This window comes from Nocardia sp. 149-1B (genome assembly GCF_057747975.1).
Map to the genome: position 1 here is coordinate 2,618,759 of NZ_CM173233.1, position 13,327 is coordinate 2,632,085.

A 13,327-nucleotide genomic window follows, 5' to 3' on the forward strand; every position below is an offset into this window, starting at 1 on the left:
GACGGCAGGCCCCCGGCGAGGTGTGACGGTCTACTTCTTGACGACCTTGATGACCACGGTGGTGGTCGCGGGCGTCGTGGACTCGTTGCCGAGGTAGCTCACGGTGAACTTCATGCGTCCGGTGTGCTTGAACGCACGGAGCTTCACCGAGGCCTTGCCGTTCTCGAGCGTGGCCCGGTAGGTGTGCCCGGCGACCTTGAACCGGATCTTGCCGGTCGCAGGGGCGCCGGCGGCCCGCACGACGGCGGTCAGCGTGCCGCGGGTCAAGTTGGCGACGATGGTCTTCGGCGTCACGTGCGCCCGGATGGTCGCGGCCGCGCGCTGGAGCATCGGAGCTCCGACCACGGTGCCGCTGGGCTTCGCGACCGCGCCGACCTGCCAGGCCCCGTCGAGCCCGGCCGGTGCGGTGAACGCGACGGTGGCGGCCCCGTCGGTGACCGGGAAGTCCCCGACCTCGACGTGCTGGTAGCCCTTGGTCAGGTAGACCGACAGCGTGGTGTTCGCGGGCGAGCCCTGCGAGGTCAGGTTCAGGTTCGAGACCGAGAACGAGACCGGGTCACCGGCGGAGACCGAGCCCGGGATCCCCTTCGCCACGACCTGCTGGCGGGCGTAGTCCGGGGCCAGGCTCGAGTGGTCCTTCAGGTACTTGATCCACAGGTCGCGGTCGACGAGGCCGGTGTCGCTGGACTTGCCGCCGGTGAAAGCGGTGAAGTTGTCGCCACCCGTGCCGAGGAAGCTGAACGTCGAGACCGTGTAGGTCTTGGTCGCGTCCAGGGGCTGGCCGTCGATCCACACGCCGGTGATCCGCGATCCGCGGGGCTCCGTCGGGTCCTGGGTCACCCGCACGTTGTCGGACAGGCCGAGGGCGAGGAACGGCCGCGACGAGCCGTCGGGCTGCCACTGCTGCTCGAGCACCGACTTGAGCTGCTCGCCGGTGAGCTTGACCAACCAGATGTTGTTGACGAACGGCAGCACGCTGTTGGCCTCGGCGTACGTCACGACGCCGTCGGTGTTCGCCGGGTTGGACGAGGTGTCGCCGGCGTACGTCAGGTCGGTGCGCAGGCCACCCGGGTTGGTGATGCCGAGGTCGGGCGTGCCCATGTCGGCGGGGATCCCGTCACGCAGGGCGTTGCCGACGAGGTCGCCGAGCGTCGACTCCGACGCCCGGTCGTCGCGGGTGCCGCCGGAGTAGGTCCCGTCGGTCCAGGTGCCACCGGTGAAGGCGGTCGTGATCGAGCCCGTCACCGAGCCGACCGGCTGGTTGCCCACCTCGGCCGCGTGCGCGAGGGCCGCGTCGACGATCTGCTTGACCTTCGCGACCTGGGGGTACTTCGCGACGAGGTCACTGTCGGCGGTGGTGGTGCGGGCGACGTTCTTGGCGACGTAGCTGGTGACGTCGCCCGTGGCCGGGTCGACGGTCAGCTGGACCTGGCCGACGTTGGCCCCGTAGGAGCCGGTCTGCAGGATCGGCCGCGTCACGCCGGGCTCGCCGGGCACCGGCGCGTCCCAGGCGTAGGTCTGGTGGGTGTGACCGTTGAAGATCACGTTGACGGCCGGGTCGAGGTTGGTCATCTCGGCGAACTCGCCGCCCTTGGCCACCTCGGCGGCGTACGTCGAGCCCGCGCCCACGGCGGCACCGGAGTGGAAGCTGGCCACGATCACGTCGGCCTCGCCGTTGGCGTCGTTGCCGTCGCTGAGCTCACCCGCCACCCGGTTGACGGCCTCGATCGGGTCACCGAAGTCGATCTGGGTGATGCCACCGGGGCTGACCAGGGACTTGGTCTCCTCGGTGACCGCGCCGACGACGGCGACGGAGACACCGTCGACGTCGAACTCGGCGTACTCCGGCAGGGCGGGAGTGGTGGTGCCCTTCTTGTACACGTTCGCGCCGAGGTAGGCCCACGTCGCGTTGCGGTGGCCCTCGGCGCCGATCACCCGGTCGGTGAGGTCGCTGAAGCCCTTGTCGAACTCGTGGTTGCCCACGGCGGAGGCGTCCAGGCCGAGCGCGTTGAACATGTCGATGGTCGGCTGGTCGTCAGCGACGGCCGAGGCGAACTCGGAGGCGCCGATGAGGTCGCCGGCGCCGACGAGCAGGGTGTCGGCAGCGCCACCTGCCTCGGTCAGCTGCTCGACGGTGCCGGCCCACTTGACGGTGTTGGCGTTGATACGGCCGTGGAAGTCGTTCACGCCGAGCAGGTTCAGCGTGACGGGGTCGGCAGCGTGGGCGGTGGTGCCCGTGGCTGCGACGAGAGCGAAGGACGACGCGACGAGCGCGAGTCCGGTGGTGGCGGTCAGGGCACGAATGCCCCTTCGCGTCCGAGTCCTACTGGTGGGCACTGAGATGACCTTTCGACAGATGGAGAAAGGGTGGTGCCGGTACCTAACCCCACCCGGCAGGAAGAAATCCAGAGTCCAAGTGCCCCAGACGTAACGGTTCGGCCACCACAGGGGGGGCCGCAGGAAGGAATGGGCCGCCAGCACCGCGTGACAACGGCACATCTCGACGACCGTGCCGTCACCCGTCCGGCAGTTGTCGCCCGTCGGGTCAGCCGGCGCGCAGCTGGTGGCGCTGCTTCCACACCCCGTGGAAGAACTCCCAGCCCGACCAGAGGGTCAGCCCGACCGCGACCGCCAGGCTCACCTGGGCGACGTAGAAGAGCACCTCGCCGGGCGTCTCGGCCCAGCCCGGCAGGTCGGGATCGCGCAGCGGCAGGCAGAGGGCGCCGAGGGCCAAGGCCTGGACCGTGGTCTTGAGCTTGCCGAGGTCGGCGGCCGCGATCACGACCTTCCGCAGGATCGAGAGCCGCAGCAGAGTGACGCTCCACTCGCGCACGAGCACGACGATGGTCACCCACCACCAGACGTCGCCGACCACCGAGAGGCCGATGAAGGCCATCCCGGTGATCGCCTTGTCCGCGATGGGGTCCGCGATCTTGCCGAAGTTCGTGACGAGGTTGTGCTTGCGGGCCAGGTCCCCGTCGACCTTGTCGGTGATCATCGCGACGGCGAACACGACGTACGCCACGATCCGCCAGGTCGCCGAGTCACCGCCGTCGACCAGCAGCGCCCACCCGAAGAACGGGACGAGCACGATCCGCAGCGTGGTCAGCACGTTGGGGACGTTCCAGTTGCTGGGCGGCGCCTGCACCTCGGTCATCACAGTGCCTTCGCGTAGAGGTCGGCGCCATCGCTGTCGACCACGACGGCGCGTACGACGTCACCGACGCTGACGATGCCGTCGAGCAGGTAGGTCGAGCCGTCGACCTCCGGGCCCTGGTGGGCGGAGCGGCCCTCGGTCGACTCGCCGTCGATCCGTTCGACGAGCACCTCGACCTCGTCACCGACACGCTCCGCGGCCCGCTGCGAGGTCAGCTCCTCAACCAGCGAGCTCACGTGCTCGGCGCGGGCTCGGACCTCGTCCTCGTCGAGCTTGCCGGCGTACGTCGCAGCCTCGGTCCCGTCCTCGTCGGAGTAGCCGAAGACCCCGGTGACGTCGAGCCGCGCGGCGACCAGGAAGTCGCACAACACCTCGAGGTCGTCCTCGGTCTCCCCCGGGAACCCGACGATCACGTTGCTGCGCACCCCCGCGGCGGGCGCGAGCGAGCGGACCTGCTCGAGCAGGCCGAGGAAGCTCTCCGGGTCGCCGAACCGGCGCATCCGTCGCAGCACCGAGGCGCTGGCGTGCTGGAAGGAGAGGTCGAAGTAGGGCGTGACGCCCGGCGTCGCCGCGATGGCCTCGACCAGCCCGGGGCGGGTCTCGGCCGGCTGCAGGTACGACACCCGCACCCGCGAAATCCCGTCGACGGCCGCCAGTTCGGGCAGGAGCGTCTCGAGCAGCCGCAGGTCGCCGAGGTCCTTGCCGTAGGACGTGGAGTTCTCACTGACGAGGAAGAGCTCGCGGACGCCCTGCTCGGCCAGCCAGCGCGCCTCCTGCAGCACGTCGCTGGGCCGACGGCTCACGAACGAGCCACGGAACGCCGGGATCGCGCAGAACGAGCAGCGCCGGTCGCACCCGCTCGCGAGCTTGAGTGCGGCGGTCGGACCAGCGTCCAGGCGCCGGCGTACGGACGCCGGGCCGGAGGCGTGGCCCGGCACCGGTGTCGTCGAGAGTGCCCGCTCGACGGGTGTGATCGGCAGCAGCGTGCGGCGGTCCTGGGGCGTGTGCGCCTCGTGCGCCTCCCCCGCCACGATCGACCGCAGCCGCGCGGCGATGTCGGGGTAGTCGTCGAAGCCGAGCACGGCGTCGGCCTCGGGCAGCGAGGCGGCGAGGTCCTTGCCGTAGCGCTCGGCCATGCAGCCCACCGCGACGACCGCCTGGGGGCGGCCGTGCTCCCTGAGGTCGGCCGCCTCGAGCAGGGTGTCGACGGAGTCCTTCTTCGCGGCCTCGACGAATCCACAGGTGTTGACGACGACCGTGTCGGCGTCCGCCGGGTCGTCGACGAGCAGGAAGCCGTCGGCCTCCAGCCGCCCGGCCAGCTCCTCGGAGTCGACCTCGTTGCGGGCGCAGCCGAGGGTCACCATCGCCACCGACAGCAGTTCGCGGACGGGGACGGGGCTCGAGTCTGTGGTCATAGTCGTCGTCGAGTATGTCAACCGAGCAAGGGTCGCGTCGAAACGGCGACCCCGACCAGGCGTCCCTCAGCGCCTCAGTCGGCGCTCGCGGCGAACGTGTTCTGGGCCGGCTGGCCCTCCTCGCCCAGTGCGCCCCGGTCCTTGCCGTCGATGCTCACCTGGAGCGCCCCGTCGGAGGATTGCACACGCACCGGAGGCGAGGCCTTGAGCGCCTTGGAGTCACCGAAGGCCAGGTCGCCGGAGAACACCACCGCGCCGGTGGCGTCGAACACCTTGACGTGCGCCCCACCGGCAGCCGCCTCGAGCACCACGGGGACCGGCGGACCCAGCTTGGCGGCGTTCGACGGCGAGCCGTTGAGCACCGGCTTGTGGCTGAGCTCGACCGGGCTGTCCATCACCAGGCGGGCGATCGACCAGGCCAGCACGATCGCCATCACGGCGGCGACCAGCACCGACCAGTTCGGCCCACCCCGGGTGCCCCGGATCGGGCCGTCGACACCGGTGGCCAGCTCGGCCTCGAACACCCGCCGGGCATCGATCGGGGCGTCGGCGTAGCGCTCGTCGTACGACGCCAGCAGCGGCGCGGCGTCGAGGCCGAGGACCCGCGCCAGGGTGCGCAGGTGGCCGCGGGCGTAGAAGTCGCCACCGCACGGCGCGAAGTCGTCGACCTCGATGGACTCGATGACGTGGGGACGGATGCGGGTCCGCTCGGCCAGCTGGTCGACGGTGAGCCCGAGCCGGGTGCGCGCCGACACCAGCTCCGGCCCGATCACCGGGTCGGGCGCCGGCTCGACCGCGAGCTGGTCGAACACCAGGTCGTCGATGACGACGTCGTCGCCACGGCGCAGCTGACCGGCCTCCGGCAGCGTCATGAACGCCGTCGCCTCCGAGTCGCCGGGGTCGGCAGCCAGGGCAGCGGCGCCGTCGAAGCGCACCTCCGCACGCACGGCAGTCACCGGGTCCCGCAGCGGGAGGGGGGTCGCGCTCGCGACCAGGGGCAGCGCGACCGTGGGCTCGGGGGCGACGGCCGGCCCCGTCTCGGGCTGGTCCACCGGCGTGCCCGGGGTCAACCGGAGCCGGGCCGCGAGGAACCCGATGCCGCGAGCGAGGCTCGGGCGCGGGTCGTGCAGCATCGGGTGGTGCGGGTCGTGCCCGTCCTGGTGGTCGTGCTCGAGCTCGTCGTGGTGCTCGTCCCAGTCCGTGTCGTCGTCCGCGACGTGGTCATACTCCTCGCCGAGAGCTTCGTCCTCATCGTGCTCGACCTCGTCGGCGTGCTCGACCTCGTCGTCCACGAGCTCGACGACCTGCTCGGGGTCGGCGGCCAGCCGCTCCAGGGCCTCGGTGAGTCCGTCGTCTGCACCGACCACCCGGGTGGAGAGCGAGAGCGGCACCGACAGCACCGGCACCTCGGGGTCGCGGGGCACCAGCACCACACGACCGTCGTGGAGCAGGCCGTGACGCGGCTCGTGCTCAACGCGCTCGATGTCGTGCCACGGCAGGCCGTGCCAGGTCCCGCGGCGGCGCAGCCGCACGCCCTGCTCGTCGACGACGAGCAACGGCACCCGGGAGTCGACGAGCGACTGCAGATGCGCGGCGGCGATGGCGCCGGTGACCAGCGCGAGCGCCCAGTCCAGCCAGCTCCCGCCGCCGATGACCCGGGACAGGTAGGCGATCGCGACCAGCGCGGAGATCCCGCCGACGGGCGCCGCGAGGCGGGCGTCGACGCGGATCTCGACCGGCGTCCGCCCGGTCTCGGTGGTCTCCTGCAGGTCACTGCTGAGGATGCTCACATCTCCCCCTGGAGGGTCGCGATCACGGAGTCGATCTCGTCGGGCTTGACCAGCACGTCGCGGGCCTTGGAGCCTTCGCTCGGCCCGACCACGCCCCGGCTCTCGAGGATGTCCATCAGTCGTCCCGCCTTCGCGAAGCCGACCCGGAGCTTGCGCTGCAGCATCGAGGTCGACCCGAACTGGGTTGAGACCACGAGCTCGATGGCCTGGATCACCAGGTCCATGTCGTCGCCGATGTCGTCGTCCAGGTCGCGCTTGGCGGCCGCGGGGGCGGTGACGTCCTCGCGGTACGACGGCTCCAGCTGGGTCTTGCAGTGCTTGACGACCTGGTGGATCTCGGCCTCGGTGACCCAGGAGCCCTGCACACGCACGGCCTTGGACGCACCCATCGGCAGGAACAGCCCGTCACCCTGCCCGACCAGCTTCTCCGCACCCGGCTGGTCGAGGATGACCCGGCTGTCGGCCAGGCTCGAGGTCGCGAACGCCAGCCGCGACGGGACGTTGGCCTTGATCAGACCGGTCACGACGTCGACCGAGGGACGCTGCGTGGCGAGCACCAGGTGGATACCGGCGGCACGCGCGAGCTGGGTGATGCGGACGACCGCGTCCTCCACGTCCCGCGGGGCGACCATCATCAGGTCCGCGAGCTCGTCGACGATCACCAGCAGGTACGGGTACGGCGTGAGCACCCGCTCGCTGCCCGGCGGCACCTGCACCTTGCCCGCGCGCACCGCCTTGTTGAAGTCGTCGATGTGGCGGAACCCGAAGTTCGCGAGGTCGTCGTAGCGCAGGTCCATCTCGCGCACGACCCACGCCAGGGCCTCGGCGGCCTTCTTGGGGCTGGTGATGATCGGGGTGATCAGGTGCGGGACGCCCTCGTAGGCGTTCAGCTCGACCCGCTTGGGGTCGACCATGATCATCCGCACCTCGTCCGGAGTGGAGCGCATCAGCACCGAGCAGATCATCGAGTTGATGAAGCTCGACTTGCCGGATCCGGTGGCGCCGGCGACCAGCAGGTGCGGCATCTTCGCGAGGTTGGCGACGACGAAGCCGCCCTCCACGTCCTTGCCGAGCCCGGCCACCATCGGGTGGTGGTCGGACCGCGCGGTGTTGGAGCGGAGCACGTCACCGAGGGAGACGATCTCCTTGTCGGAGTTGGGGATCTCGATGCCGATAGCGGACTTGCCCGGGATCGGGCTGAGGATCCGCACGTCGGCCGAGGCGACGGCGTACGCGATGTTCTTCGACAGCGCGGTGACCTTCTCGACCTTGACCGCGGGGCCGAGCTCGACCTCGTAGCGGGTGACCGTCGGGCCGCGGGTGTAGCCCGTGACCTGCGCGTCGATGCCGAACTCCTCCATCACCTGGGTGAGCCGGTCGACGACCGCGTCGCTGGCGCGCGACCTGGGCTTGTGGGGCGAGCCGGGCTTGAGGACCTCGTTGGGCGGCAGCACGTAGGCGATGTCGCCGGACAGCTCGAGCTGCTCGACGCGGGCCGGGAGCGGCGCGTGCGGCGGCGGCTCGAGGTCGTGGTGCTCCTCGGCCTCCTCCATCGCCAGGTCCGGCACGGCCGGGGTGACCTCGGTCGGTGCGAACAGATCGATGCCGGCGTCGATCCCCTCGTCGGGGTCGGCGACCTGCTTCTTGCGGCGCTTCTTGAGCTCACGCTCGGCCAGGACCGGGCTGTCGTACGCCGGGTCGCCCATGTCGGGGTCGATCTCGTCGTCGTGCGAGCGGTGCCGGCGGCCGCGTACGGCGGGCATGGCCTGCGTGGCGTCCGGGTCCTCCTCGGGCACGGTGCGCCCGAGCAGCCGGTCGCGGGTGTCGGCGAGCTTGGCCGGCACCTGGTAGAGCGGGGTGGCGGTGATGATGAGCACGCCGAAGAACCCGAGGAGCGCGAGCAGCGGCATCACGACGTACTCCGAGCGGAGCAGGTCGAGCAGCAGGCTGGCCACGACGTACCCGACGGCCCCGCCGGCCGTGCGCAGGTCGCTGGTGTCGCCGAGCACCGGCTGCGGGTTGCCGCCGGCGATCTGGACGATGCCCAGCAGACCGAGCGAGAACCCGGCCCAGCCGACCACCTGGCGGCCCACCGGGCCGCTGTGCTCGGGATCGCGCATGGTGCGCCAGCCGACGTAGACCATGGCCAGCGGGACGAGGAAGCCGACCTTGCCGACCGAACCCTCCACCACCGTGCGGGCGGCGTCCATGACCGAGCCGGGCAGCTGCCACCAGACGGCGGCGGCGACCACGACCGCGAGACCGAAGAGCGTCAGCCCGGCGCCGTCGCGCCGGTGCTCCGGCTCGAGGTCGCGCGCCGTGTGGCCGATGCTGCGTGCGACCGCGCCCACGCCATGGGCGATGCCGAGCCAGATCGCCGCGATCCCCCGCCAGACCAGTCCGAAGACCCGTGCGACCGGGCCGGGCCCGCTGCGCACGGCCCGCGGGGCGGGCCGGGCGGCGGGGCGCCGGGCGGGAGCCTTGCCCCGAGCCGACGACCCGCGAGCCGACGATCCTCGGGTCGACTTCTTCGGTGCCGCCTTCTTCGGGGCAGGCTTGCGCTTCGGGCTGGTACTCCGGGATCGGGTGCTCGAGCTTCCTGACGTGGTGCGTGTCGTGGACGTGCTCTTGCTCCGCGACCCCGGCGGGGAAGACGTACGGGTCGCCATGGTCCCCACCCTAGGCGTACGCCCCACCAGTCACAGGGACCACAGGAGTGCGTGTCTCGTGGAACATGAGCCACACCTGGTGATCGTCCCGAGACACCGCCTGCTCCGCAGCCCCGCGATTGCCACGACGTTCACGCTCGGCTGTCGGACCGCAGTGCCACCGCCGGATCCCCGTCGCCGGCCACCGGCGGTCGCTCGTGGAGGCCCCGCAGGTCGCGGCGGCCGCACACGAGTCGCCCACCCGCCGCCGGGCTGAGGGCGCCGCACCGGTGATCGAGCTTGTCGAGATCCCCGCAGCCCGCGCAGGGCTCCGACCGCGCAGGTCAATGCGGCACCGGCTGCGGGGATCTCGACGGGCGCTCAGGCCCTGGGGGCCTTCGCTGCTCGATCAACGCCCCCCAAAGACTCGGATCAGGCTTCGATGACGACCGGGATGATCATCGGCCGGCGGCGGTGGGTGCTGCTCACCCATCGGCCGACGACCCGGCGTACGGTCTGCTGGAGCTGGTAGGAGTCGGTGTTGCCCTCGGCGATCGCGCGGTCGAGCGCGTCGATGATCGGCTGCTTGAGGTCATCGAAGTTCGAGCCGTCCAGGGCGTTGCCGCGCGCGTGGATCTCGGGTCCGCCGGCGACCTTGCCGCTGACCGAGTCGACGACGACGATCACCGAGATGAAGCCCTCCTCGCCGAGGATCCGGCGGTCCTTGAGGTCGGACTCGGTGATGTCGCCCACCGACGAGCCGTCGACGAAGACGTAGCCGCAGTCGACCTTGCCGACGATCGTGGCCACGCCGTCGACCAGGTCGACGACCACGCCGTCCTCGGCGATCACGACGTTCTCGATGCCGGTGTCGCGGGCCAGCTGGGCGTTGGCGAGCATGTGCCGGATCTCGCCGTGCACCGGCAGCACGTTGCGCGGCCGGACGATGTTGTAGCAGTAGAGCAGCTCGCCGGCGCTCGCGTGCCCGGAGACGTGGACGAGCGCGTTGCCCTTGTGCACGACCCGGGCGCCCCAGCGGGCCAACCCGTTGATCACCCGGTAGACGGCGTTCTCGTTGCCGGGGATCAGGCTCGAGGCGAGCAGGACGGTGTCGCCCTCCTCGATGTGCACGAAGTTGTGGTTGCGCTGGGCGATCCGCGACAGCGCGCTCATCGGCTCGCCCTGCGAGCCGGTCGAGATCAGCACCTGGCGCTCGGGCGGCAGGTCGGCCAGGTCCTTGGCGTCCACCAGCACGCTCGGCGGGACCCGGAGGTAGCCCAGGTCGCGGGCGATGCCCATGTTGCGGACCATCGAGCGGCCGACGTACGCGACCTGGCGCTCGTGGGCGTACGCCGCGTCGAGCACCTGCTGGACGCGGTGCACGTGGGAGGCGAAGCAGGCCACGATGATGCGCTGCTGGGACTCGCGGAACACCTGGTCGATGACCGGCGTGATGGACTTCTCGGCCGGGGTGAAGCCGGGGGTCTCCGCGTTGGTGGAGTCGGTGAGGAAGAGGTCGACGCCCTCCTCCCCCAGCCGGGCGAACGACCGCAGGTCGGTGATCCGCCCGTCGAGCGGCAGCTGGTCCATCTTGAAGTCGCCGGTGTGCAGCACCATGCCGGCACCGGTGCGGATCGCGACGGCCAGCGCGTCGGGGATGGAGTGGTTGACGGCCACGAACTCGAGGTCGAACGGCCCGAAGGTGACCCGGTCGCCTTCCTTGACCACGTGGTGGACGGTCTCCTTGAGCCGGTGCTCGCGCAGCTTGCTGCCGAGCAGGGCCAGCGTCAGCTCGGAGCCGACCAGCGGGATGTTGCCCCGCTCGCGCAGGAGGTACGGCGTGGCGCCGATGTGGTCCTCGTGGCCGTGGGTCAGCACGAGCGCCTCGACCTCGTCGAGACGGTCGCGGATGGAGGACCAGTCCGGGAGGATCAGGTCGACGCCCGGGTGGTGGTCCTCCGGGAACAGCACGCCGCAGTCGACGATCAGCAGCCGGCCGTCGTACTCGAAGACCGTCATGTTGCGGCCGACCTCGCCGAGTCCACCGAGAGGCGTGACCCGCAGGCCCCCCGTCGGTAGTGCGGCCGGTTCGGAGAGCTCAGGGTGGGGATGACTCATCTGGTTCCTTTACAGGAGGCCGGAGGCTGCGAGTCCTGCTCGCAGCGCGGCCACCTCGTCGTCGTCCAACGGCACCAGCGGTGCCCGGACATTGCGGTTGTCGAGGACGCCGAGCAGCTGGAGTGCTGCCTTGGCGGTGGTCGCTCCGTAGTTGGGGACGCCCATGACGGCGTCGATCGCGGGGAGCAGCCGCGTGAAGATCTCGAGAGCGCCGGCGTGGTCGCCGGTGTCGAAGGTGTCGATCAGCGACCTGAACTGGTCACCGGCCGCGTGCCCGACGACGGAGACGAACCCGGCGGCGCCGTGCGCAAGCCAGCCCAGGTTGCTGGCGTCGTCGCCGGAGTAGAGCGCGTAGCCCATCTGCATGACCTTGACCCCGCGGGCGAAGTCGCCGACCGCGTCCTTGACCGCGACGACCGTGTCGATCCGCATCGCGGCCTCGTAGGTCTCGAGCGCGATCTGGGTGCCGGTGCGGCCCGGGACGTCGTAGAGCATCACCGGCACATCGCTGGCCTCGGCGACCGACGCGAAGTGGTGCAGCACGCCGGCCTGGCCGGGCTTGTTGTAGTACGGCGTCACCAGCAGCAGGCCGTCGGCGCCGAGCTTGGCGGCCTGCTCCGCGAGCTCGACCGAGTGCGCGGTGGAGTTGGTGCCCACACCGGCCACGACGACCGCGCGGTCGCCGACGGCGTCCTTGACGGCCGAGAGGATCGCGCCGTCCTCGGCGGTGGTGGTGGTCGGCGACTCACCGGTGGTGCCGGACACCACGACGCCGTCGTGGCCGTGGTCGACGAGGTGTGCCGCGATCCGAGCGGTGCCCTCGAGGTCGACCGAGCCGTCGTCGTGGAACGCGGTGGCCATGGCGGTGAGCATGCGACCGAAGGGAGCGGCGGGCGCGGAGGTCATGGGCCCAGGCTATCGCTCCGCGGCCCAGGTCCTTCGGACCCCGCCCACGGGGGTCTTTGTTCCCTGGGCTCGACCGCCCGCGCCGGGAAGGCTGGACGACATGCCGGTACTCGTCGCATTCGCCAGCAGGTACGGCGCGACGCGCCAGATCGCCCAGCAGATCGGAGCGGTGCTCAGCGTGGCCGGGCTCGACGTACGGGTGCGTCCCGCCACGGACGTCACCCACGTCCGGGCCTATGAGGCGGTGATCCTGGGCAGCTCGGTCTACCGCGGTCACTGGATGGACCAGGCGACCTCGTTCGTCGAGCAGCACCGCGATGCTCTCGCGGAGCGGCCGACCTGGTTGTTCAGCAGCGGGCTCCTCGGTGCCGAAGGGGCACCGGTGGAGCTGGCGACGTACGCCGACCTGCTCGGCGCCCGCGACCGCAAGGTCTTCGCGGGCGCCCTCGAGGTGCGGCGGCTCGACCTCGTCGACCGCGTGCTGCGGCTCAACCCGACGCGGCGCCGGGCCTTGCGCCCGGGTGACTACCGGGACTGGGTCGGCATCCAGGAGTGGGCGCACCAGATCGCGGTCGACCTGGCCGCCTCCACCATGGCCTGAGCGCCGCGCGTCACAAGACCGCGTTGAGCGCGGCGTAGCCCAGCGACAGGACGCCCGTGGTCACGACCGTGCTGGCGAGCACGCCTGCCGCGGCGACGGGGGTGCGGAGCCGCAGGACCGTCCCCCCGACGAGCGCGGCGCCGGCGACCAGGCACAGGGTCCAGTACACCGGGCTGGTGCTGTCGCCGACGACCGTCAGGCCGTAGATCCCGTCCGCCACGACCACACCCGCGAGCGCACCCGCTCCGAGCGCGGCCTGGACGGCGTGGCGTCCGACGACCGCCGCGGCCGCGGCTCCGACGAACGGGCCGGCGATGACGCCGACGGCGCTCCAGAGCACGGGGTCGTAGCTGAGCCCCCGCAGCTCGGAGGCGACGGTGTAGCCCAGCACCAGGCTCACGAACGAGGCCACGCCGAGCACCGCGCCTCCGCCGAGCGTCGGTCGCGCCGACGCCACCAACAGCGCGGTCAGCACCGTCCAGCCCGACGGCGAGTTCGCGAACGACTCCAGCGCGTCCGGCAGCACGCCCTGGGCCCAGGACGTCAGGCCGCCGAGCAGCAGGCTGGCGCCGACGAGGGCGAGCGCGGGCAGGACGACGCGGCGGAAGTTGTGCACGCCTCGATCATCGACGCCGACGCAGGCCCCTTCCACCGGCTCGGACGCACGCGGTACCTGGGTCTCGCAGGTCGGT

The 13,327-nt window shown here is 71.3% G+C and carries 9 protein-coding genes; 1 reads left to right on the forward strand and 8 read right to left on the reverse strand.

What is annotated here, in order from left to right; translation table 11 throughout:
• Positions 1-30 precede the first annotated feature (30 nt).
• From AC3ANS_RS12615 to dapA, 7 genes are all read right to left on the reverse strand, one after another.
• The gene (locus tag AC3ANS_RS12615; protein ID WP_488291936.1) at positions 31-2,337 is read right to left on the reverse strand and encodes a bifunctional metallophosphatase/5'-nucleotidase; all 2,307 of its coding nucleotides are present in this window, start codon (positions 2,335-2,337) and stop codon (positions 31-33) included.
• A gap of 208 nt (positions 2,338-2,545) precedes the next feature.
• Entirely contained in the window at positions 2,546-3,157 is a 612-nt protein-coding gene (gene pgsA / locus AC3ANS_RS12620; RefSeq protein ID WP_488291937.1) for a CDP-diacylglycerol--glycerol-3-phosphate 3-phosphatidyltransferase, read from the reverse strand.
• Positions 3,157-4,572, reverse strand: coding sequence for a 30S ribosomal protein S12 methylthiotransferase RimO (rimO, locus tag AC3ANS_RS12625; protein WP_488291938.1), 1,416 nt, complete (start codon positions 4,570-4,572; stop codon positions 3,157-3,159). The genes pgsA and rimO overlap by 1 nt, the downstream gene beginning before the upstream one ends.
• A 74-nt stretch (positions 4,573-4,646) precedes the next feature.
• Positions 4,647-6,362, reverse strand: coding sequence for a helix-turn-helix domain-containing protein (locus AC3ANS_RS12630; RefSeq protein ID WP_488291939.1), 1,716 nt, complete (start codon positions 6,360-6,362; stop codon positions 4,647-4,649).
• Positions 6,359-9,031 (reverse strand): FtsK/SpoIIIE family DNA translocase, encoded by a 2,673-nt coding sequence (locus AC3ANS_RS12635; protein WP_488291940.1) that lies wholly within the window; start codon positions 9,029-9,031, stop codon positions 6,359-6,361. Before AC3ANS_RS12635 ends, AC3ANS_RS12630 begins: the two co-directional genes overlap by 4 nt.
• A 411-nt stretch (positions 9,032-9,442) precedes the next feature.
• Positions 9,443-11,029, reverse strand: a complete 1,587-nt coding sequence (locus tag AC3ANS_RS12640; protein ID WP_488291941.1) for a ribonuclease J — start codon at positions 11,027-11,029, stop codon at positions 9,443-9,445.
• 108 nt (positions 11,030-11,137) lie between these two features.
• The gene (gene dapA, locus AC3ANS_RS12645) at positions 11,138-12,034 is read right to left on the reverse strand and encodes a 4-hydroxy-tetrahydrodipicolinate synthase (RefSeq protein ID WP_488291942.1); all 897 of its coding nucleotides are present in this window, start codon (positions 12,032-12,034) and stop codon (positions 11,138-11,140) included.
• Positions 12,035-12,134: 100 nt separating this feature from the next.
• Here dapA and AC3ANS_RS12650 point away from each other — a divergent pair, with 100 nt between their 5' ends.
• Entirely contained in the window at positions 12,135-12,635 is a 501-nt protein-coding gene (locus AC3ANS_RS12650) for a flavodoxin domain-containing protein (RefSeq protein ID WP_488291943.1), read from the forward strand.
• Between the two features lie 10 nt (positions 12,636-12,645).
• Here AC3ANS_RS12650 and AC3ANS_RS12655 read toward each other — a convergent pair whose 3' ends face one another.
• On the reverse strand, positions 12,646-13,251 hold the full coding sequence (locus AC3ANS_RS12655) for a DUF6518 family protein (protein WP_488291944.1): 606 nt from the start codon (positions 13,249-13,251) through the stop codon (positions 12,646-12,648).
• Positions 13,252-13,327 lie beyond the last annotated feature (76 nt).

Coding starts and splice junctions, on each gene's coding strand:
- AC3ANS_RS12650 (WP_488291943.1), top strand. CDS start 12,135: ATGCCGGTACTCGTCGCATTCGCCAGCAGGTACGGCGCGACGCGCCAG.
- rimO (WP_488291938.1), bottom strand. CDS start 4,572: ATGACCACAGACTCGAGCCCCGTCCCCGTCCGCGAACTGCTGTCGGTG.
- pgsA (WP_488291937.1), bottom strand. CDS start 3,157: ATGACCGAGGTGCAGGCGCCGCCCAGCAACTGGAACGTCCCCAACGTG.
- dapA (WP_488291942.1), bottom strand. CDS start 12,034: ATGACCTCCGCGCCCGCCGCTCCCTTCGGTCGCATGCTCACCGCCATG.
- AC3ANS_RS12635 (WP_488291940.1), bottom strand. CDS start 9,031: ATGGCGACCCGTACGTCTTCCCCGCCGGGGTCGCGGAGCAAGAGCACG.
- AC3ANS_RS12640 (WP_488291941.1), bottom strand. CDS start 11,029: ATGACGGTCTTCGAGTACGACGGCCGGCTGCTGATCGTCGACTGCGGC.